This is a genomic window from Streptomyces sp. NPDC012835 (assembly GCF_042900885.1).
GTDB lineage: Bacteria > Actinomycetota > Actinomycetes > Streptomycetales > Streptomycetaceae > Streptomyces.
Window position 1 is genome coordinate 535,589 of the sequence record NZ_JBIBBW010000001.1, and the last position, 21,256, is coordinate 556,844.

Below are 21,256 nucleotides of genomic sequence, written 5' to 3' on the forward strand. Positions count from 1 at the left end.
GGCCGAGCCTCCCTCCCGAGCGCTGATGCCCGACCCCGCGCGGACACGCGGCATCGCGCCCCCGAGAGAGGCGAAATCCTGGCGCTTCCGGCCCGGCTTGACCTTGACATTAGTGTCAACCATGCATCGTAGGGCTGTCCGTGGGCGGGCTTGTCACGCCCCGCCCACGCGCGGCACCGCACTCACGCGTACTCGACCCGAAGGAACGCCCCCATGACCGCCTCCACTCCCACCGCTCGCCCCGCCGAGGCTTCCGGCACCTTCCGCCTCGGCGGCGACCTCACGATCAACCGCCTCGGCTACGGCACCATGCAGCTCACCGGACCCGGCGTCTGGGGCCAGCCGAAGAACCGCGACGACGCCGTCCGGGTCCTCAAGCGCGCCGTCGAGCTCGGCGTCACCTTCTTCGACACCGCCGACAGCTACGGCCCCGACGTCGCCGAGCCGCTCCTGCGCGAGGCCCTGCACCCCTACGGCGACGACATCGTCATCGCCACCAAGGCCGGCCTCACCCGCCAGGGCCCCGACCTGTGGACGCCCGTAGGCCGCCCCGCCTACCTGCGCCAGCAGGCCGAGATGAGCCTGCGCCGCCTCGGCGTGGAGCGCATCGACCTCTTCCAGCTCCACCGCATCGACCCCGACACCCCCCTGGAGGACCAGATCGGCGAGCTGAAGAAGCTCCAGGACGAAGGCAAGATCCGCCACATCGGCCTCAGCGAGGTCACCGCCGAACAGGCCGAAGCCGCCCGGCAGATCGCCCCGATCGTCTCCGTACAGAACCTCTACAACCTCACCGACCGCTCCTCCGAGGATCTGCTCGACTGGTCGGCCGAGCAGGGAATCGGGTTCATCCCGTGGTTCCCGCTGGCCACCGGCAAGCTCTCCGGCGAAGGCAGCCCACTGGCCGCGCTGGCCAAACAGCACGGCGCCACCCCCGCGCAGCTCGCCCTCGCCTGGCTCCTCAAGCGCTCACCCGTGATGCTCCCCATCCCCGGCACCTCCAGCGTCGCGCACCTGGAGGACAACCTGGCCGGCGCGACGATCGAGCTGACCGACGAGGAGTTCGACGTGCTGGCGAAGACCGGCGCCGCGTAACCCTCCGGTTCTCCGCCGACCCCTCGCCGCGCGACCCGGTAGCGGGTCGCCGGCGCTGTCACCGGGGCGAACAGATGGCGGTCGCCCCTGTCCTCGGACGAGGCGAGGCCTGACATCCAGCCCCTCACACGTGAAGGAACAGAGCATGAGCGAGCAGACAATCCGGGTCGGACTCATCGGCGCGGGCGGCTGGGCCCGGTACGGGCACATCCCCGCACTACGGTCGCTGCCCGAGTTCGAGGTGGCGGCCGTCTCCGCGCGCCGCAAGGCGTCGGCGCGGCAGGCGGCCCAGGAGTTCGGCATCCCGCGCGCCTACGACGATCCCCGCGACCTGATCAACGACCCCGACATCGACCTCGTGGCGGTGGTGACACCGTCCCCGGAGCACGCCCCGTACGTGAAGGCCGCCATCGAGGCCGGCAAGGACGTCTACAGCGAGTGGCCGCTCACCACCCGCACCGCCGACTCCGAAGAACTCCTCGCCCTCGCCGAAGCCAAGGGTGTGCGGCACATCGTCGGCCTCCAGCGCCGCCTCGGACCCGCCAACCGCTACGCACGCGACCTCCTCGCCCAGGGGTACGTCGGCCAGGTGCGCGCCGCCCGCATCTCCGTCGGCGTGGACGCGTTCGGACCCGTCATGCCGGGCAAGGTCGCCTGGACCTTCGACGTCGACAACTACACCCACGTCCTGTCCGTCTACGGCGGGCACTTCCTCGACGTCCTCTTCCAGCTCGTCGGACCCCCCAAAGACCTCACCGCGATCACCGCGACCCAGTTCCCCGAGCTCACCGTCGCGGAGACCGGGAAGACCGTCCCCTCCGCGAAGCCCGACGCCGCCATGGCCATCGGCACCCTGGAAAGCGGAGGACTGTTCTCCGTGCAGTTGGAGGGAGGCCAGAAGTTCCCCACCGGACTGCAGATCGACATCACCGGCACCGAGGGCGTTCTGCGTGTCACCAACGACCGTGCCTTCGAGAACACCGAGGACAACACCCTCCACGGAGTGAACGGCGCCAGCGGCACACCGGCGTTGACCGTGCTGCCCGTACCGGACGAGTACCGGTCCCTCCCCGACGCCTCGCTCGACGAAAGCGTCCAGGACCTCGCCCACCTCTACGCCACGTTCGCCGGCGACAAGAGCAACGGCACCACCGAAGCCACCACGTTCGCCGACGCCGTCAACCAGCACCGCCTCATCGACCGCATCCAGCAGGCGTCCAGGGCTCTCCCGGCGTAACCACGTCCGCGTGGGCCAGTTCGGCGGCCAGGACCCTCGGCGCTCACACCACGCACGTCGCCGGGGACCGCAGTCGGATCACCCTGCCGAATCGGCCAGAAGTCACCCCGCGTCGGAGACCTGAAGATCCGTCCCGGGGAAGCCGACACCCTCACCCCCGACAAGCGACTTGCCTCATGAACGCCGGGCAGCACGTGGAATTCTCGGCCGCCGTCGCAGTGCCGGATCGAAGAGGACCCCGCCCCGTCCGCCGGTCGTCCCCCGGGGCGGGGCGGGGCCCGAGCTGTGTTCCGCGAATCGATCTCCGTCAGCACTCTTGACGTGCCTTCGACAACAGTGGGTTGATGTGGCCAGCGCACGCGGACCGCTCCACCCCAAGATGGGAGCGCTCCCATTTCTCGTTGGGCCTCCGCATACACGAGAAGGGACCTTGGATATGCGGAACATGGACATGCGGAACAACACGGCGTTACGGGCGGTCCTGGCCGTCCTCGCACTCACCGCGCTCACCGTGGCCGGGCTCGTCGCGCATCCGGGGAACACGGCGTCGGCCGCGGCCGACCCCGTACGGATCATGCCGCTGGGCGACTCGATCACCGGCTCGCCGGGGTGCTGGCGCTCCGTGCTCTGGAACCGGCTCCAGGACGCCGGTCACACCTCGATCGACTTCGTCGGCACCCTCGGCCCGCAGGGCTGCTCGCAACCGTACGACGGTGACAACGAGGGGCACGGCGGCGCTCTGGTGACCGCGGTCGCCGCTCAGAACCAGCTGCCCGGCTGGCTCGACGCCACCCATCCCGACATCGTTGTCATGCACTTCGGCACCAACGACGTGTGGAGCAACGTCGATCCCGAGCGGATACTCGCCGCCTACGACACCCTCGTCGGGCAGATGCGGGCGAGCAACCCGGACATGAGAATCCTGGTCGCCCGGCTCATCCCGATGAATCCGAGCAGCTGCGCCGAGTGCGCCCAGCGCGTGGTGGCGCTCAACAGCCGGATACCGGACTGGGCGGCCGGGCGGAGCACGTCGCGGTCACCGGTGATCGCGGTCGACCAGTGGAGCGGTTTCAGTACCGCCGACGACACGTACGACGGGGTGCACCCGAACAGCTCCGGCGACGACAAGATCGCCGCCCGCTGGTACCCGGCGCTCACGGCGCTGCTGACGCCCGGCACCCCTGGCCCGACACCGACCCCCACCCCCACCGCCACTCCCGCGCCGACTCCGTCCGGGCCGGGGAACACCGCGTGCGACGCGTCGATCCGTACGGTCTCGTCCTGGCAGGGCGGCTATCAGGCGGAGGTGACCGTCCGTAACACCGGCCCGGCGCCGCTGAACGGCTGGGCGGTCCGGCTCACCGTGCCGGCGGGCGAGGAGATCACGCAGGTGTGGAACGGGGCGCTCACCACCGGATCGGGCGGTGTGAGCGTCGGCGCGCTGTCCTGGAACGGCACGCTCGCCGCCGGAGCCTCGACAACCTTCGGGTTCCTCGCGTCGCGGCCCGCGCCGGCGCAGTCCGCGACCACCGTCGGAGGCTGCGCCGCCGGCTGAACCGGCATGCCGCCAACACCGCTTCGGCAGAAGGGCGTTGGCGGCGCGTCGGTCCCCGCACATCCCACCCGTCCGACGCCCGTCCGGCGCGTCCGGTCCGTCCGGTCCGTCCGGAAACACCACACCCCCAGGAGATCCCCCATGAGCGCATCCCGCACCGCGCTTCCCACGGGAAGGAGCACCGCTCCCCCGGCCACCCGGCTCGGCCTGCTCCTCGCCCTGCTCTCCCTCTTACCCCTGTCCGCCCTGCTCGTCCTCGGCCCGCAGACCCCGGCCGCGCACGCGGCCGTCGCCGCCACCGGGCTGCATGTCAGCGGCGGCCGACTGCTGGAGGCGAACGGCGACGACTTCGTCATGCGCGGCGTCAACCACGCCCACGCGTGGTACCCGAGCCGGACCACGGCCGCCCTGGGCGACATCAAGGCACTCGGCGCCAACACCGTCCGCGTGGTGCTGAGCACCGGCGACCAGTGGGCCAAGAACGACACGGCCGACGTGGCGAACATCGTCGCCCAGTGCAAGCAGAACAAACTGATCTGCGTGCTGGAGGCGCACGACACCACCGGGTACGGCGAGCAGAGCGCCGCGGTCTCGCTCGCGCGGGCCGCGGACTACTGGATCAGTGTGCGTTCCGCACTGACCGGCCAGGAGAGCTACGTCATCGTCAATATCGGCAACGAGCCGTACGGCAACACCAATTACACCGGCTGGACCGCCGACACCAAGGCGGCCGTGCAGAAGCTGCGCAACGCCGGCTTCGAGCACACCTTGATGGTCGACGGCCCCAACTGGGGACAGGACTGGTCCTTCACCATGCGGGACAATGCCGCTTCCGTCTTCGCCGCCGACCCTCTGCGCAACACCATGTTCTCGATCCACATGTACGGCGTCTTCGACACCGCGGCCAAGGTCAGCTCGTACCTGAACGCCTTCGTCTCAGCGGGACTGCCCATCCTGGTGGGCGAGTTCGGTGACATGCACTCGGACGGCGATCCGGACGAGGACGCCATCATGGCCACCACGCGCTCCCTGAAGCTTGGGTATCTGGGCTGGTCGTGGAGTGGCAACGGCGGCGGTGTGGAGTACCTCGACATGGCGACCGGCTTCAACCCGAACACCCTGACCTCCTGGGGTCAGCGCATCTTCAAGGGCACCGACGGGATCGCCGCCACCGCCAAGCAGGCCGCGGTGTACGGCGGTTCGTCCGGTGGAGGCGGCGGAGGCGGCGGTACGGGGAACACCTGCGCGGTCGGCTACACCGTCAGCGGCCAGTGGAGCGGCGGCTTCCAGGGGGAGGTCGTGATCCGTAACACCGGGAGCACCGCCGTCAACGGCTGGACGCTCGGCTGGACCTTCCCGGACGGTCAGCGCGTGAGCCAGATGTGGGGCGCCACCTCCTCGCAGAGCGGCTCCTCGGTCAGCGCCGCCTCGGCCTCGTACACAGCGGTCATCGCTCCCGGCGCCTCCGTCGCCCTCGGCTTCACCGCGTCCGGGGCGGGCGGCACCAGCACACCGTCGGCGTTCACCCTGAACTCCACCTCCTGCGACCGTCTCTGAGCGCCGTCCCTGGTCGGCCCGGCCGCCGCGCCGCTCGCCCGTCCGTGCCGCCGTACGCCCCGACCCGGGAGCGGCCGGCACCGCCGAGGCGGTGGTGCGGCGGCGGGGTGGAACAGCCTTCTCGCGGACGTCAGTTCGGGATTTTCAGGTTCGGCGGCGGCGGTTTATGATCTTGGTCATGACTTCGCAGACCCCCGAGAAGAGTCCATCCCGCAAGCAGAAGCTCCAGGAGAAGCAGCGCCGCCAGCTGGCGGTCGTCGACACCGTCGACAAGGCCGAGGCCAAACTGCGCAAGGCCGAGGCCGAGCTGGCCGAGGCCGTGGCGGAGGCGGTCGAGGTCTTCGGGAGCGAACTGGACGCCTCCGACGAGCTCGACCTGTCCGTCACGACGATCCGCCGCTTCCTCGACATCGTCGAGGGCGCAGCCGGCAGCGCGGAGGACGCCGACGAGGCCGAGCCGGTCGCGGAGAGCGCCCCGGCCAAGAGCTCCGCGAAGGCTGTGGCGAAGGCCGAGCCGAAGGAAGCGACGGACACCGCCGACGCCCCGGAGCCGGCGACGGTGTAGCGCTCCCCGGCACCGCGCAGCCGGCGGGCCGACCGGGCCCGCCGGCTTCCGCCGTACCCCCGCCTCCCCGTGCCCCGTGTATCCCGTACCCCCGCCTCCCCGTGCCCCGTGTCAGCGGGAGCCCCGGCCCGCTCCGGACGGGGCCCCGGCCCGATGACGTCCCGTCCGGGCCGGACCGCGTGACGGGTCAGACCGCCGTGACCGGGACGCCCGTGTCGGCGATGCGCTCCAAGTGGTCGGCGGGCGCCGCCCCGTCCGTGACCAGGTGGTCGATGGCGGCCAGCGGGCAGATCTTCGCGAAGGTGACCTTCCCGATCTTCGAGTGGTCCGCGACGACGACGGTCCGGCTGCTGCTGTCGGCGAAGGCACGGTCCGTGGCCGCTTCGAGCTGGTCGTGGGTGGTGCAGCCGTGGGCCGCGCTGATCCCGTCCACGCCGAGGAAGGTCATATCGGTGTGGTGGTCGGCCAGCGTCTTCTCCGCGATGGGTCCGACGAGTTCGTAGCTCGCGGTACGGGCGTAGCCGCCGACGACGACCAGCGTGACGTCCTTGTGCAGCACCATCTCGGCGGCGATGTTCACGGCGTTGGTCACGATGGTCACCGGGCCGCGCGCGGCGAGCAGGCGCGCGATCTCGGTGACGGTGGTCCCGCCGGTCATGCCGACGACCGCGCCCTCCGGCACCAGCGCGACCGCGGCCTTGGCGATGGCCTGCTTCTCGGGCCGGCAGTGATCCGTACGGTGCTGGACCGGGAGTTCCGGTCCGACGCTGCCGACCAGCGCCCCGCCGTGCGTGCGGCGCAGCAGGTTCAGCCGCGCCAGCTGTTGCAGGTCACGCCGGACGGTGGCCCCCGAGACGTTCAACAGCCGCGACAGCTCGTTGACATTGGTGCCGCCCCGCGCGGAGACATGCTCAAGTATTCGCGCATGGCGCTCAGTTTTCAGCATGGGATGAGCATAGACCCGCGCGTAGAAGCGCAGATCGGGGTTTTCCCGGTCCGCCGAACGGCTCGATCGGCTGCCCATATGAGCAAAGTGCGCATCTTCGATCTGTTGACATGCCGAAACTTGCTCGCTTTACTCCATCCAACGCCAGAGCTGAGCACCGGCGCCAGAGGTACGCCCAGCCGGTAACGCGGTCCACGGACCGCCAGTCCGGACACAGTCGCCAGGATCACCACGCCGCGTGCGGTGGTCCGAGGCGGGGACGTACCCCCCATCTTCTGGAGCTCAAGATGCCCCTCGTCAACCGTGTCCGATCCCGCAGACTCGTCGCCGCCGCCGCGGCCGTGACGGCGGCGGTGATCACGCCGCTGTTCGTCTCCCCCACCGCCGTCGCGGCGGCCCAGGCCGTGACCCTGCCGCCGGTCCACGGCAACTTCGACTACCAGATCGGCCAGGCGTACACCCCGCCGACCGGGGTGAAGGTCGTCAGCCGTGACTACACCGCCTCGCCGGCCGCGGGCCTCTACAACATCTGTTATGTCAACGCCTTCCAGGCCCAGCCGGGAGCCGAGAGCGAGTGGGGCGACCTGCTGCTGCGCGACTCGAGTGGCGATGTCGTCTACGACGACGGCTGGGGCGAGGCCATCCTCGACATCCGGACCGACGCGAAGCGCAAGCTGATCGCCGCCAAGGTGAACTCCTGGATAGACACCTGCGCGAGCAAGGGCTTCAACGCGGTCGAGCCCGACAATCTGGACACCTTCGACCGGTTCAGCCAGATCAGCGAGGCGAACGCCAAGGCGTACGTCAAGCTGCTCTCCGACTACGCCCACCAGAAGGGCCTGGCGATCGCGCAGAAGAACACCGCGAACTTCTCGACGCAGCGTGCGCAGACCGGCCTGGACTTCGCCGTCGCGGAGGAGTGCGGCGAGTGGGACGAGTGCGGCGACTACGTCGAGGGCTTCGGCAACAACGTGATCGTGATCGAGTACAAGGAGAAGTACTTCAAGCAGACGTGCTCCGGCTTCGGTGACAGCCTGAGCGTCGTACTGCGCGATGTGAACGTCACCGCGCCCGGCAGCAGCTCGTACGTCCGCAAGACCTGCTGAGACGCTCCACCACCAGGGCCGGCGACCGGCCCGGCCGGGCCCGGCGCGTAGCCGCACCTCGCGGCGGTACGCGCCGGGCCCGGGCCCCCACGGCACCGCTTCCCCTCACGGGCCCGGCTCCGCGTCCGGAGCGCCCCCGCGTGTCGTACGCGCCCGCCACGGGACGCGTCTCCCGACACCACACTCATCCAGCACACCGCGCACAACGTGCCGCTTCGCGTTTTCCCTGGGGGCTCATATGGCCGCTGCACACCGTATTCCCGGCGCTTCCGCCGGACTCTCGCGCCGTACGGCCCTGCGCCGGGGCACCGGGCTGGCGCTCGGCGCCGCCGCCACCGCAGCGCTCCCCGGCTGCGGCACGGCCGCCGACGACGGCGTCGGAGCCGACGGGACGGTCACCGTCGAGCTCTGGCACGGCCAGACCGGCACCGGCCGCAAGGCGATCGAGGCGCTGACGACCGAGTTCAACCGCACCCACCCGGGCATCCGGGTCGACTCCGGTGGCGGGGTCCTGGCCGACGCGATGCTCCAGAAGATCACCGCGGCGCTCGCATCCGGCTCCTTCCCCGATGTCGCCTATGTCTTCGGCTCGGACCTGGCCAGCGTCGCGCGCAGCCCCTCGGTGGTGGATCTCACCGACACGCTCCGCTCCGGCGGCGTGCCCTGGAAGGACTTCTGGCGGCCCGCGCGCGAGGCCGTCACCCTCAACGGGCAGGTAAGGGCGGCTCCCGCGCTGCTCGACTCGCTCGCCGTCATCTGCAACAAGAAGCTCTTTCGCGACGCCGGTCTGCCGCTCCCCGAACCCGGCTGGACCTGGGACGAGTTCGTGGCGACGGCCAGGAAACTCACCGACCGGGCGCGCGGCACCTTCGGTACCGGCTGGCCCGGTGTGGGCGACGAGGACACCGTGTGGCGGCTCTGGCCGATGGTGTGGGACCTCGGCGGCGAGGTCGTCAGCGAGGACGGACAGCACATCGGCTTCGCCGAAACCGGTGTACGGGCCCTGGAGACGGTGGCGTCGCTCGCGAAGGACAAGAGCGTCTACATCGACCCCAAGGCCGGCAGCGAGCAGATGTACCAGGTCTTCCTGTCCGGCCGGATGGGCATGGTCCTCACCGGACCGTGGCAACTGCCCGACGTGCACCAGGCGAAGATCGACTACCACGTGGTCCCGCTGCCCAGTTACAGCGGAAAGCCGCTGACCATATCGGGCCCCGACACCTGGACCGTGTTCGACAACGGCCCGGCGCGGGTGCGGGCGGCGCGCACCTTCGTGACCTGGCTGTCGCAGCCCGCCCAGGACATTCACTGGGACGTCCAGGCCGGCAGCCTGCCCCTGAGCCGAACCACCCAGGCCCTGCCCGCGTGGCGGAAGCAGGAGGCGGACACCGACGGGCTGAAGGTGTTCACCCAGGCCCTGGACACGGCCCGCGTCCGGCCCGTCCACCCGGCCTATCCACAGATTTCGCAGGCGCTCGGGCAGGCCATCGCGGCCGTACTGCTCGGCAGGAGCACGCCGGTCAAGGCGCTGCGCACCTGTGCCGACGAGGCCAACGCCGCCCTGCTCATCCCGCGTTGAGAGGAATACGATGCCGCGCCTGCCCACTCCGCTCACGCTGCCGGACGACGCACATGACCACCCGACCGAACCCGCCGGCGCCCACGCCGCCGACACCGTCCCCGCGCAGCCGTCACCGCGCGCGCTGCGACGCCGGCTGCGCGGGGAGACCGCTACGGCCTGGGCGTTCGTGTCGCCCTCGGTCCTGGTCATCCTCGGTCTGAGCGTCGTCCCGGTCGCCTGGTCCCTGCTGCTGTCCTTCCAGGCCGACGACCTGGTCACACCGAGCCGCTGGGTCGGCCTCGGCAACTACCGGGCGCTGGTACAGGACCCGCACTTCAGCCAGGCCGTACGCAACACACTGCTCTACACCGCGCTGTATGTGCCGCTGAGCATCGGTCTGGGGCTGCTGCTGGCCCTCGTACTGAACCAGCGCATCCGGCTGGTGGGCCTGTACCGCACGCTGATCTTCGTGCCGTTCGTCATCTCGGCGACGGCGCAGGGAGTGCTGTTCTCCTTCATCCTCGACCCGGAGTTCGGGGCGGCCAACTCCGTACTGCACCAGCTCGGCATCTCCTCGCAGGGCTTCCTCACCGACCCGGCACAGGCCCTGCTCGTCCTGGTGGCGATCTCGGTGTGGAGCGGCACCGGTTTCTGCGTGGTGGTCACACTGGCCGCGCTCCAGGACGTGTCGCCCTCGCTCATCGAGGCAGCGCGGCTGGACGGCGCCGGCCGGTGGCATCTGCTGCGCCATGTGACACTCCCCGCGCTGACGCCGGTCCTGGTGTTCCTGCTGCTGTGGCAGACCATCAACGCGCTCCAGGTCTTCGACCTGGTGTACGTGACGACCAAGGGCGGACCGCTCGGTTCGACCACGGTGATCGTCTACTTCATCTGGGAGCAGGCGTTCAAGAACTTCACCGCCGGTTACGGGGCCGCGGCCGCCTACGCGCTGGCGCTGGTCCTGCTCGTCCTCGGTGTGGCCCCGCGGGTGTTGCGGGCCGTACGGGGCCGGGCGCGGGCGAACGACCGCCTCGAAGGAGCCGCACGATGACGGCGACGACCACTGTCCCCTCTCCCTCCTCTTCCCCTTCCTCATCCCCTTCCTCCTCCTCACCTTCCGCCGGCGGGCCGTCCGACGGAACGGCGCGACGCCGCCGGTGGCTGCCGTTCAGCGGCTGGCATCTGCTGCTCGTCCCGCTCACCGCGCTCTTCGCGATTCCGCTGATCTGGCTGCTGCTCAGCTCCGTGATGAGCAACGCGGAGATCAACCGGTTCCCCCCGGCCCTGTGGCCCTCCCGGATCAATCTGGGCGGCTACCGCTATGTGATCGGCAACGCGCTGTTCCCGCGCTGGTTCGCCAACTCACTGATCGTCTCCGCGGTCGCCGTGGCGTCCAACCTGCTGCTCGGCTCGCTCGGCGGCTACGCCTTCGCCCGGATGCGGTTCGCCGGCTCCCGGCTGCTGCTGGGACTGATGCTGGCCACGATGGCCATCCCGTTCCAGCTGACGATGATCCCCACGTTCCTGGTGATGAAGCGTCTCGGCCTCATCGACTCCCTGGGCGCGCTGATCGTCCCCTCGCTGGTCACACCGTTCGCGGTGTTCCTCCTGCGGCAGTTCTTCCTCTCCCTGCCGAGGGAGCTGGAGGAAGCCGCGTGGATCGACGGCTGTTCCCGGCTGCGGGTGCTGTTCTTCATCGTGCTGCCGCTGTCACGGCCCGCCCTGAGCACCGTGGCGGTCCTGACCTTCCTGACCACCTGGAACGACCTGTCCTGGCCGTTGATCGCGATCAACCACGACACCCAATACACCCTCCAGCTCGGACTGACGACCTTCCAGGGACTGCACCACACCCAGTGGTCGGCGGTCATGGCGGGCAATGTGATCACGGTCCTGCCGGTCCTGCTCGCCTTCCTCTTCGCCCAGAAGTCGTTCATCCAGTCCATCACCTCCAGCGGTCTCAAGGGCTGAGGCCGCCGCGCACACCGACCCATCCGTCGCCAGGTCCGCAACCAACGGGAAAGCCGTATGTCACACACCTTCGACCTGCTCGTCATCGGGGACGCCAACCCCGACATCGTTCTGGGACCGCTCGACGCGCCGCTCGCCTTCGGGCAGCGCGAACAACTCGTCGACACCGGCGTGCTCACCCTCGGCGGCTCCGCCGCCATCATGGCCTGCGGAGCGGCCAGGCTCGGGCTCAAGGTCGCCTTCGCGGGGCGCGTCGGGGACGACGAGTCGGGGCGTTTCGTCCGTACGGCGCTGAACGCCCGGGGTGTCGACACCGGCGCGCTGCGTGTGGACCCCGGCCTGCCCACACCGCTCACCGTGGTCGTGACCCGCGCCGACGGCGACCGTACGATCCTCACCTCCCCCGGCACCCTGAGCGCCACCGGACCCGCCGACGTGCCGGACGAACTGCTCACCGGCAGCCGGCACGTGCACGCGGCCTCCTACTTCCTGCTGCCCAAGCTCGCCGCCGCGCTGCCGGACCTGCTGGGCAGGGCCCGCGCACACTCCGCGACCACCTCCCTGGACACCAACGACGACCCGTCGGGCGAGTGGGCCCCCGGCACACTCGACGCGACGCTCGCCGTCACCGACTTCCTGCTGCCCAACGCCCAGGAGGCGCTGGCTCTCGCGACCACCGCCGACGCCGGGCACGCCCCGGCCTCCCTGGCCGACGCCGCCCGCCGACTCGCCTCCCGGGGACCGCTGGTGGTCGTCAAGGACGGAGCCGAGGGCGCCCTCGCCCACGACGGCGGCACCCTCACCCGTACCCCCGGCATCGCCGCCCGGCCGCTGGACACCGTCGGCGCCGGGGACAGCTTCGACGCCGGCTTCGTCGCCGCGGTCCTGCGCGGTCTGCCCACCGCGGAAGCTATCGAACTCGCCGCCGCCTGCGGCGCACTGTCCACCCGGGCACACGGCGGTACCGCCGCCCAGCCCACCTGGGACGAGGCCCGAACGGCCGTCGCCCGCAACGGAAAGAACCACTCATGACCCTCAGCCACCCGAAAATCGCCTTCATCGGCGCCGGAAGCGTCGTCTTCACCCAGGGCCTGCTGGCCGACATCTTCGCCTTCCCCGAGTTGCAGGGCGCCCATATCGCCCTGCACGACATCGACAGCGAGCGGCTCGACACCGCCCACGGCGCCGCCCGCCACATCGCGGACCGGCTGACCGTCCCGGGCGGCGCCACCCCGCGCATCACGGCCCACGCCGAGCGGCGCGCGGCCCTCCAGGACGCCGACTTCGTCATCAACATCGTCCAGGTCGGCATGGGCGAGTCGACGCGCACCGACTTCGACGTCCCCGCCCGCCACGGTCTGCGCCAGACCATCGGGGACACCCTCGGCGTGGGAGGGATCTTCCGCGCGCTGCGCACCTTCCCCCTGCTCAAGTCGCTCGGCGAGGACATCGCCGAGGTCTGCCCCGACGCGTGGCTGCTCAACTACACCAACCCCATGGCGATGAACGTCCAGTACCTCACGCGCGCCACCGGGCTGACCCGCGTGGTCGGTCTGTGCCACTCGGTGTACTGGACCATCCGCGACCTCTCGGACCTGCTCGGTGTCCCCCACCAAGAGGTCACCTACCGGGCCGCCGGGGTCAACCACCAGGCGTGGGTGCTGCGTCTCGAACACCAGGGAACCGACCTCTACCCGCGGCTGGACGCCCTCATCGAGAAGGACCCGCAGCTGCGGCGCCGGGTGCGCGTCGACATGTACCGGCGCCTCGGCTACTACCCGACCGAGACGAGCGAGCACTCCTCCGAGTACGTCCCCTGGTACCTGCACCACGACAGCGAGATCGAACGGCTGCGCCTGCCCGTCGGCGCCTACCTCGGCATCGTCGAGGAGAACGTCGCCGAGTACGAGAAGACCCGCGACGCGCTGGCCGCCGGGACGCCTCTGACCGTCGAGGGCACCATGGAGTACGCGCCCCAGATCATCCACAGCATCACGACCGGCACGCCCCGCACGGTCTACGGCAACGTGCCCAACCACGGGCTGATCGACAATCTGCCGTCGACCGGCACCGTCGAGGTGCCCTGCCTGGTGGACGGCAACGGTGTGCAGCCCACCCGGGTCGGCGCGCTGCCCGCGCAGTGCGCGGCGCTCAACCGGGGGTATCTGAGCATGAACGAGCTGGTCGTGCGGGCAGCAATCGAGGATGACCCCCGGTCCATCCGGCAGGCGGCCATGGCCGACCCGGCCACCGCGGCCGCCCTGCCCGTCGAGCGCATCTGGGACCTGTGCGACGACATGGTGCGCGCGCACGCGAAGCTGCTCCAGCCCTCGCTGCGCGCGACGCTCGGCCACTGACCCGGCCCGCCCGTACCCGTATCCGTACCCCTCTCGTCTCCCCGCGCCCGTCCGGCGCGCCCACCCCATCGGAGAACCATGTCTGAGCAGTACACCAGCCAAGAGATCGCTTCCCAGCCCGACTGCTGGGAGCGGGTCGTCAAGGAGCTTCCCCAGCACTCCGCCGCCCTGCCGGCGCCGGGCGAGCGTGTGGCCGTCATCGGCTGCGGGACCTCACTGTTCATGGCGCAGTCGTACGCGCACCTCCGGGAGGAGGCCGGGCTGGGTCTGACGGACGCCTTCCCGGCCTCCGAGGTGCGGTCGACCCGCGCCTACGACCGGGTGCTGGCCCTGACCCGGTCCGGCACCACCACCGAAGTGCTCTCCGCGCTCGACCAGTTCGCGCCGAGCGTCCGTACGACCGTGATCACCGCGGTCGGTGACTCCCCGGCAGCCGCGGCTGCCGACGACGTGATCTGCCTGGACTACGCGGACGAGCGCTCCGTGGTCCAGACCCGCTTCCCCACCACCCAGCTCCTGCTGCTCCGTGCCCACCTGGGCGAGAGCACGGCCCGCGCGCTCGCCGACGTCACCACGGCGCTCACCACCGAGATCGAGCCCGAACTGCTCGGGGCCGCGCAGATCTCCTTCCTCGGCTCCGGCTGGAGCGTCGGAATCGCGGCCGAGGCGGCGCTGAAGGTGCGCGAGGCGGCGGCCTGGTGGACCGAGTCGTACTCCCTCATGGAGTACCGCCACGGACCCATCGCGGTGGCCGCGCCGGGCCGCGCGGTCTGGGGGCTCTCGCCGCTGCCCGCTCCGCTGGCCGAGCAGATCGGCGCCACGGGTGCCCACCTGCGCCAGGGGAGCCTCGACCCGCTGGCCGAACTCGTCGTCATCCAGCGGCTCGCGGTCGAGCTGGCCACCTCGGCCGGGCGCGACCCCGACCAGCCGACGCACCTGACCCGCTCGGTGGTGCTGGACCAGACCGGCTGACACCGGCGACAGCACCGGGCGGCGTCCCGTCGTCCCGGTCCGCCATCCGCCGTCCGACCCTCTGTCCTCCATCCTCCGTCCTTCACGGGAAGCAGAACATGCCACTCGTCCCCACCGGCGACATCATCAACGAAGCGGCGCACGGCGTCGGCGCGTTCAATGTCGTCCTCCTCGAACAGCTAGAGGCCGTCCTCGCGGGCGCCGAAGAGGCGAACGCGCCCGTCATCGTCCAGATCAGCGAGAACGCCGTCGCCTACCGGGGTGCTCTCGGGCCGCTCGCCGCCGCCGCGCACGAGGCCGTCGCCTCGGTCTCCGTACCCGTCGCCCTGCATCTGGACCACGCGACCGGGACCGGACTGATCAAGGAGGCGGTCGAGCGCGGCTTCACCTCCGTGATGTACGACGGCGCCCACCTCCCCTGGGAGGAGAACGTCGCCCGTACCCACGAGATGAGCCAGTGGTGTCACGAGCGGGGCGTGTGGGTCGAGGCGGAACTCGGCGCGATCGGCGGCAAGGACGGCGCCCACACCCCCGGGGTACGGACGGATCCGGGCGAGGCGGCCCGGTTCGTCGCCGACACCGGGGTCGACGCGCTCGCCGTCGCGGTCGGGTCGTCCCACCAGATGACCCGTCGCACCGCGCGGCTCGACCTGGATCTCATCCGCGAACTGCGCGCGGCGGTGCCCGTACCGCTGGTGCTGCACGGCTCGTCGGGCGTGGCCGACAGCAATCTGACCGCCGCGGTGCACGCGGGGATGCGCAAGATCAATATCGCCACGCATCTCAACACCGTCTTCAGCGCGGCGGCGCGCGCCCGGCTCACCTCGCAGCCCCCGACCGTCGATCCGCGCGCCTATCTGCGGCCCGCGCGGGAGGCGATGGCCCAGGAGGTCGCCCGGCTGCTGCGGCTGCTCGGGCAAGGGCCGGACGCGCGGCAGCCGGACGCGGACGACGCGGAGCGTGAGCAGGAGCACGACCCGGCCCGCGGCTGAGCCACGGGCCCGCCGCCGCCCCGGCCCCGGTCCCCGCACGTCGGACGCTGTTGGTCCGCACGTCGGGGGCCGGGGCCGGGCCGTTTCCGACCGGGGCGGGGACGGCGGGAGGCACCCGATCAGCTAGTTGCTTGACTCAATTAATTCGCTTGTGTTTGGCTGGCCCCCGTGAGCGCGGACGCCTTCACAGCCACGCGGGAAACGGAGCACGGAATGACCAGCACGGGCCTTCAGGGACGCACCGCGGTGATCACCGGAGCGGGATCGGGGATCGGCCGCGCCGCGGCGCTGATGTTCGCCCGGGAAGGGGCGCGGGTCCTGGTCGCGGACCTGAACCGGGAGAGCGCCGAGGAGACCGTCGCGACGATCGGGAGCGCCGGAGGCACCGCCCGCGCGGTCGTCGGCGACCTCAGCGACCAGCGGGTGGTGGACCGGGTCGTCGCCACGGCTCTGGAGGAGCTGGGCGGTCTGGACGTCCTGGTGAACAACGCCGGTGTCATGGACCGCATGTCGGCCCTCGACGAGACCGACGACGCCGAGTGGGAGCTGGTCATCAGGGTCAATCTGACCGCCCCGTTCCTGCTGACCCGTGCCGCCGTGCCGCACATGCTGGCGGCGGGCGGCGGCGCGATCGTGTTCACCGCGTCCGAGGCAGGTCTGCGGGGCAGCGCCGCCGGCGCCGCCTACACGGCCTCCAAGCACGGCGTCGTGGGGCTGACGAAGTCGCTCGCGGTGATGTACCGGAGCCAGGGCATCCGCACCAACGCCATAGCCCCCGGCGCCACCGCGACCGCCATCCGGGTCGACGCCCGCAAGGACGCGCGCGGCCCCGCCGCCCTCTCCCCCTACCTCGGGCTCGCCGGCAAGGTGGCCACCGCGGAGGAACAGGCCGCCGCCATCGTCTTCCTGGCCTCCGACGCCGCCTCCAACATCAACGGCACGATCCTGCCGGTGGACAACGGCTGGTCCGCCGTCTGAGAAGCGCCGTCCCGCGCCGCCGGGTTCGCCGCGGGGCACCCCCGGCGCGACCGGCGGCACGGCGTACGGTCAGTGCCCCGCCTCCCCCGCCGGATGGGGCCGCGCGGTCAGGCTCCCCGGTGGCACGACGTGGTGGCGGCCGATGGGGAGCATGAGGGGCCGCCGCGAGACGGGGTCCTCGATGATGCGGCTGTCGAGACCGAACACCGCGCTCACGTTGGCACGCGTCAGCACCTCGTCCGGGGAGCCGGCCGCGTGGAGCCGGCCCTCGGCCAGGGCGATGAGGTGGTCCGCGTACCGGGCGGCGAGGTTGAGGTCGTGCAGCACCATGACGATGGTGGTGCCGCGCGCCTGGTTCAGATCGGTCAGCAGGTCGAGGACCTCGATCTGGTGGCTCGCGTCGAGGAAGGTGGTGGGCTCGTCGAGGAGCAGCAGGTCGGTCTGCTGGGCGAGCGCCATCGCGATCCACACGCGCTGGCGCTGGCCCCCGGAGAGTTCGTCCACGGAGCGGTCGGCCAGCGGTGTCGTACGGGTCGCTTCGAGCGCGGACACCACGGCGGCGTCGTCCTTCTCGTTCCAGCGGGAGAAGACGCTCTGGTGCGGATGGCGTCCGCGTCCGACGAGGTCCGCGACGGTGATGCCCTCGGGCGCGACCGGTGACTGCGGCAACAGGCCGAGGGTACGGGCCAGTTGCTTGGCGGGCAGGCGGTGCACCTCCTTGCCGTCCAGGACGACGCGGCCCTCGCGGGGCGCGAGCAGGCGGGACATCGAGCGCAGGAGTGTCGACTTCCCGCAGGCGTTCGCGCCGACGATCGCCGTGACCCTGCCGGGTGGCACGGTGAGGTCGAGGGACTCGATGACGGTGCGCTCGCCGTAGCCGAGGGTGAGGCGCTCGGCCGCCAGTGAGTGGGTCGAGGTCACAGCGAGCCTCCTGTCCGGTTGGTACGGATGATCAGATGGACGAGGTAGGGCGCTCCGAGAACGCCGGTGACGACACCGACGGGGTAGCGGGCGCCGAAGGCGAACTGGCCGCAGAAGTCGGCGACGAGCACCAGCAGGGAGCCGACGAGTCCGGCGGGCACCAGCGGGGAACCGCCCGGTCCCAGCACCCGGGCGGCGATGGGGCCGGAGAGGAACGCCACGAACGCGACCGGCCCGGCCGCCGCCGTCGCGACGGCGATCAGTCCGACGGCCGCGACGATCACGGTGATACGGGTGCGTTCGACCCGTACACCGAGGGCGGACGCGGTGTCGTCGCCGAGCCGCATCACCGAGAGGTCGCGCGAGCGGGCCAGCAGCACCGGTGTGAGCACGGCCAGGGCGGCGAGGGTGGGCAGGGCCTGCTCCCAGGTCGCGCCGTTGAGGCTGCCGGTCAGCCAGCGCATCGCCTCCTGGAGGTCCCATTCGGCGGCCTGGGACAGCACGTAGGAGGTGACGCTGTCGAGCATCGCGGAGATCCCGATGCCGATCAGGATGAGCCGGGTCCCGACGACACCGTCCCGGAAGGCCAGGGCGTACACGAGTACGGCCACGGCGAGGCCGGCGACGACGGCGAGGACCGACACCTCCGTCCTGCCGAGGGACAGGGTCACGATCGCCATCGCCGCGACGGCGCTCGCACCGGAGCTGATGCCGATGATGTCCGGACTGGCGAGCGGGTTGCGCAGCATCGTCTGGAAGGTGACACCGGCCAGGCCGAAGCTGAACCCGGCGGCGGCGGCGAGCACGGCTCGCGGGAGCCGCAGCCGTCCGACGGTGAAGGAGGCCCCCGGCACCTGCTCGCCGAGGATCACCCGGATCACGTCGCGGGGCGGATGGAACGTCCGGCCGGCCATCAGCGTCACGGCGAACGCGGCGACGACCAGGAGGGCCAGAGCGAGAACGACGAGACGCCGCCGGGACGCGCGGCGGGCCCGGCCGAGGGCGGCGGGCCCGGCGGACGGCAGCCGGGTGACGAGATGGGCGCTCACAGGGCACGTACCTTCTGCCGGCGGACGATCCAGATGAAGAAGGGGGCGCCGATCAGCGCCGTCACGATGCCCACGTCGACCTCGGCGGGACGGGCCACGACCCGGCCGACCACGTCGGCGGCGGTGAGCAGGGAGGCGCCCAGCAGCGCGGAGAAGGGCAGCAGCCAGCGGTGGTCCACGCCGACCAGCAGCCGGCAGGTGTGCGGAACGACGAGGCCGACGAAGGCGATCGGGCCGGCGACCGCCGTCGACGCCCCGCACAGCAGGACGGCGCCGAGCGCCGCCACGGCCCGTACGAACGCGACGCGTTCCCCGAGTCCGGCCGCCAACTCGTCTCCCAGCGCGAGGGAGTTGAGCGCCCGCCCGGACAGCAGGCAGACGGCGAACCCCACCAGCAGGAAGGGGAGGACCTGCCCGGTGCGGTCGAAGGAGGCCCCGCCGACGCCGCCGATCTGCCAGAGCCGGAAGCTTCCGGCGATGTCGTTGCGCGGCAGGACCACCGCGCTGACGAGTGAGGCGAACGCCGCCGAGGTGGCGGCCCCGGCGAGTGCCAGTTTGAGAGGGGTGGCGCCGCCCCTTCCGATCGTCCCCACCGTGTACACGAAGAGAGCCGAGAGCGCCGCTCCCGCTGTCGCGACCCAGACGTATCCGGTCGGCGAGGTGAGGCCGAAGAACGCGACCGCCGAGACAACGGCGAGCGAGGCGCCCATGTTGACCCCGAGAATGCCCGGGTCGGCCAGCGGGTTGCGGGTCACGCCCTGCATCACACAGCCGGACAGCCCGAGGGCCGCGCCGATCACGACCGCGAGCACGGTACGGGGCACGCGTGTGGTGACCGCCGCCTGCTCCAGGGACGCGTCCGCGCCCCCGAGCGCCGACCAGACGTCGGACCAGGACACGACGCGCGATCCGAGGGCCAGGGACGCCACCATCACCACGGCCAGCACCAGGACCGCGAGGAGCAGCCACAGCGTCCGGGCGCCCGCCGTGCGCCGCGCCACGGCGGTGTACGGCGGGCACCGGGTGTCGACGGTCGTCACTTGACCTTGTCCGCGGCCTCGGCGAGCGCCGCGACGTAGTCGTCGAGGACCCACGAGATCGACAGCGGTGTCGGGTTGGCGGCGGTGGCCAGGGGGGTGCTGCCGGGCAGCAGGTACACCGAGTCGCGCGCGACGGCGGGCATCTTCGAGATCAGGGGGTCCTTGCGGAGCGTCTTGAGCATGTCGCCCTTGTCGTCGCCGTACCCGGTGACGATGTCGACGTCGTCGAACACGTCGATCCGCTCGGCGCTCTGCGACAGGGCGAACTTCTCCGTGCCCTCGGACGCCTTGGCGACGCTGTCCGGAATCCTCAGCCCGAGGTCCTCGAAGAACTGTGTCCGGGTGTCGTGCGCCGTGTAGTAGCCGACCTCGCTCACGTCCTTGGGGTCGACGTGGGTCATGAACATCGCCGACTTGCCCTTGAGCTGGGGGTACTTCGCGACGGTCTTTCTGATGTCGCCCTCAAGGTCCGTGATCAGCTCCTCGCCCTCGTCGGCGAGTCCGATCGCCTTGCTGTTCGTCCGTATGATCTCGCGCCACGGCGTCGCCCACGCGGCGTCCGGGTACGCCACGACGGGGGCGATCTCGCTGAGCGTGGTGTAGTCCTGTTCGGTCAGTCCCGAGTACGCGGCGAGGATCACGTCCGGCTCCGTGTCGGCCACCGCCTCGAAGTCGATGCCGTCGGTCTCGTCGAACAGCACCGGGGTGTCGGCCTTCAGCTCCTTGAGCCGCTTCTCGGTCCAGGGCAGGACGCCGTCGCCGTCGTCGTCGCCGAAGTTGGCGGCGGCCATCCCGACGGGGACCACTCCGAGCGCCAACGGCACTTCGTCGTTGGCCCAGTTCACCGTGGCGACCCGCTTGGGCTTGGCGGGAATGGTGGTCTTCCCGAGGGCGTGCTCGATGGTCAGCGGGAACCGGCCGGAACGCGAACTGCCCTCCTGGCTCTCGTTCTCGGTGTCGGCCTGGCCGCCGCAGGCGGAGAGACCCACCAGGGCGGCTGCCACGACGAGCAGGCGAAGGCGGTGTGAAGACATGGGTCCGTACTCAGCTTTCGGAAGGTCAGGGGTGCCGGTCCCACACGGGGCGTGCGAAAGGGCGTCGTGGAGCGGTGCACCGCCTGGGCAGCAGGTTAGGTAAGGCTTGCCTTGGCACTTTATGAGAAGGCGACCCGGTGTCGCAATCGATCTTTTGGGACATCGGCTGTAGCGATCGGGACACGCGTGGGGGACCCGGAGACGCCAAGAGGCCGGGAGGGAACCCGGCGGGCGGGCCGGTGCGTACGGGGGCGGGAGTACGGGACGAGAGGGCTACGGGACGGGAGGGTTACGAGGCGGGGGGGTTACGAGGCGGGGGG

General features: G+C 71.1%; 19 protein-coding genes. 14 read left to right on the forward strand and 5 right to left on the reverse strand.

What is annotated here, in order from left to right:
* Positions 1–213: 213 nt before the first annotated feature.
* From ACFY6S_RS02180 to ACFY6S_RS02200, 5 genes are all read left to right on the forward strand, one after another.
* The gene (locus tag ACFY6S_RS02180) at positions 214–1,095 is read left to right on the forward strand and encodes an aldo/keto reductase (protein ID WP_388829550.1); all 882 of its coding nucleotides are present in this window, start codon (positions 214–216) and stop codon (positions 1,093–1,095) included.
* A gap of 145 nt (positions 1,096–1,240) precedes the next feature.
* Positions 1,241–2,332 carry a Gfo/Idh/MocA family protein gene (locus tag ACFY6S_RS02185; protein ID WP_388829553.1) on the forward strand — a complete coding sequence of 364 codons (1,092 nt, stop codon included), beginning with the start codon at positions 1,241–1,243 and terminating at the stop codon, positions 2,330–2,332.
* Between the two features lie 445 nt (positions 2,333–2,777).
* Positions 2,778–3,887: a cellulose binding domain-containing protein gene (locus tag ACFY6S_RS02190; RefSeq protein WP_388829733.1), complete on the forward strand. Its 1,110-nt coding sequence runs from the start codon at positions 2,778–2,780 to the stop codon at positions 3,885–3,887.
* A gap of 141 nt (positions 3,888–4,028) precedes the next feature.
* Positions 4,029–5,444: a cellulase family glycosylhydrolase gene (locus tag ACFY6S_RS02195; protein WP_388829556.1), complete on the forward strand. Its 1,416-nt coding sequence runs from the start codon at positions 4,029–4,031 to the stop codon at positions 5,442–5,444.
* A 178-nt stretch (positions 5,445–5,622) separates the two neighbouring features.
* On the forward strand, positions 5,623–6,009 hold the full coding sequence (locus ACFY6S_RS02200; RefSeq protein WP_388829559.1) for a hypothetical protein: 387 nt from the start codon (positions 5,623–5,625) through the stop codon (positions 6,007–6,009).
* A 187-nt stretch (positions 6,010–6,196) separates the two neighbouring features.
* Here ACFY6S_RS02200 and ACFY6S_RS02205 read toward each other — a convergent pair whose 3' ends face one another.
* Positions 6,197–6,955, reverse strand: coding sequence for a DeoR/GlpR family DNA-binding transcription regulator (locus ACFY6S_RS02205; protein WP_388829562.1), 759 nt, complete (start codon positions 6,953–6,955; stop codon positions 6,197–6,199).
* Between the two features lie 287 nt (positions 6,956–7,242).
* Between ACFY6S_RS02205 and ACFY6S_RS02210 the strand changes: the two genes are divergently transcribed.
* The 9 genes from ACFY6S_RS02210 to ACFY6S_RS02250 all read left to right on the forward strand — a co-directional run bounded on the left by ACFY6S_RS02210 (position 7,243) and on the right by ACFY6S_RS02250 (position 16,892).
* The gene (locus ACFY6S_RS02210) at positions 7,243–8,061 is read left to right on the forward strand and encodes an endo alpha-1,4 polygalactosaminidase (RefSeq protein ID WP_388829565.1); all 819 of its coding nucleotides are present in this window, start codon (positions 7,243–7,245) and stop codon (positions 8,059–8,061) included.
* Positions 8,062–8,299: 238 nt separating this feature from the next.
* Positions 8,300–9,640 (forward strand): ABC transporter substrate-binding protein, encoded by a 1,341-nt coding sequence (locus ACFY6S_RS02215; RefSeq protein ID WP_388829568.1) that lies wholly within the window; start codon positions 8,300–8,302, stop codon positions 9,638–9,640.
* A 10-nt stretch (positions 9,641–9,650) separates the two neighbouring features.
* A complete protein-coding gene (locus ACFY6S_RS02220) occupies positions 9,651–10,673 on the forward strand; it encodes a carbohydrate ABC transporter permease (RefSeq protein WP_388829571.1) in 1,023 nt (340 codons plus the stop codon).
* Positions 10,670–11,593 (forward strand): carbohydrate ABC transporter permease, encoded by a 924-nt coding sequence (locus tag ACFY6S_RS02225; protein ID WP_388829574.1) that lies wholly within the window; start codon positions 10,670–10,672, stop codon positions 11,591–11,593. Before ACFY6S_RS02220 ends, ACFY6S_RS02225 begins: the two co-directional genes overlap by 4 nt.
* 57 nt (positions 11,594–11,650) lie before the next feature.
* Positions 11,651–12,625: a carbohydrate kinase family protein gene (locus ACFY6S_RS02230; protein WP_388829577.1), complete on the forward strand. Its 975-nt coding sequence runs from the start codon at positions 11,651–11,653 to the stop codon at positions 12,623–12,625.
* The gene (locus ACFY6S_RS02235; protein ID WP_388829580.1) at positions 12,622–13,950 is read left to right on the forward strand and encodes an alpha-glucosidase/alpha-galactosidase; all 1,329 of its coding nucleotides are present in this window, start codon (positions 12,622–12,624) and stop codon (positions 13,948–13,950) included. The genes ACFY6S_RS02230 and ACFY6S_RS02235 overlap by 4 nt, the downstream gene beginning before the upstream one ends.
* Positions 13,951–14,028: 78 nt before the next feature.
* Positions 14,029–14,922, forward strand: a complete 894-nt coding sequence (locus ACFY6S_RS02240; protein WP_388829583.1) for an SIS domain-containing protein — start codon at positions 14,029–14,031, stop codon at positions 14,920–14,922.
* 98 nt (positions 14,923–15,020) lie between these two features.
* Positions 15,021–15,914, forward strand: coding sequence for a ketose-bisphosphate aldolase (locus ACFY6S_RS02245; RefSeq protein WP_388829586.1), 894 nt, complete (start codon positions 15,021–15,023; stop codon positions 15,912–15,914).
* Between the two features lie 213 nt (positions 15,915–16,127).
* Positions 16,128–16,892 carry an SDR family NAD(P)-dependent oxidoreductase gene (locus ACFY6S_RS02250; RefSeq protein WP_388829589.1) on the forward strand — a complete coding sequence of 255 codons (765 nt, stop codon included), beginning with the start codon at positions 16,128–16,130 and terminating at the stop codon, positions 16,890–16,892.
* Between the two features lie 69 nt (positions 16,893–16,961).
* Here ACFY6S_RS02250 and ACFY6S_RS02255 read toward each other — a convergent pair whose 3' ends face one another.
* Genes ACFY6S_RS02255 through ACFY6S_RS02270 form a run of 4 tightly spaced genes read right to left on the reverse strand, consistent with a single transcriptional unit; the run spans position 16,962 to position 20,936 of the window.
* A complete protein-coding gene (locus tag ACFY6S_RS02255) occupies positions 16,962–17,813 on the reverse strand; it encodes an ABC transporter ATP-binding protein (RefSeq protein ID WP_388829592.1) in 852 nt (283 codons plus the stop codon).
* Positions 17,810–18,862 carry a FecCD family ABC transporter permease gene (locus tag ACFY6S_RS02260; protein WP_388829595.1) on the reverse strand — a complete coding sequence of 351 codons (1,053 nt, stop codon included), beginning with the start codon at positions 18,860–18,862 and terminating at the stop codon, positions 17,810–17,812. The genes ACFY6S_RS02255 and ACFY6S_RS02260 overlap by 4 nt, the downstream gene beginning before the upstream one ends.
* Positions 18,859–19,902, reverse strand: a complete 1,044-nt coding sequence (locus ACFY6S_RS02265) for a FecCD family ABC transporter permease (protein ID WP_388829598.1) — start codon at positions 19,900–19,902, stop codon at positions 18,859–18,861. Before ACFY6S_RS02265 ends, ACFY6S_RS02260 begins: the two co-directional genes overlap by 4 nt.
* Positions 19,899–20,936 carry an iron-siderophore ABC transporter substrate-binding protein gene (locus tag ACFY6S_RS02270; RefSeq protein WP_388829601.1) on the reverse strand — a complete coding sequence of 346 codons (1,038 nt, stop codon included), beginning with the start codon at positions 20,934–20,936 and terminating at the stop codon, positions 19,899–19,901. Before ACFY6S_RS02270 ends, ACFY6S_RS02265 begins: the two co-directional genes overlap by 4 nt.
* Positions 20,937–21,256: the final 320 nt, after the last annotated feature.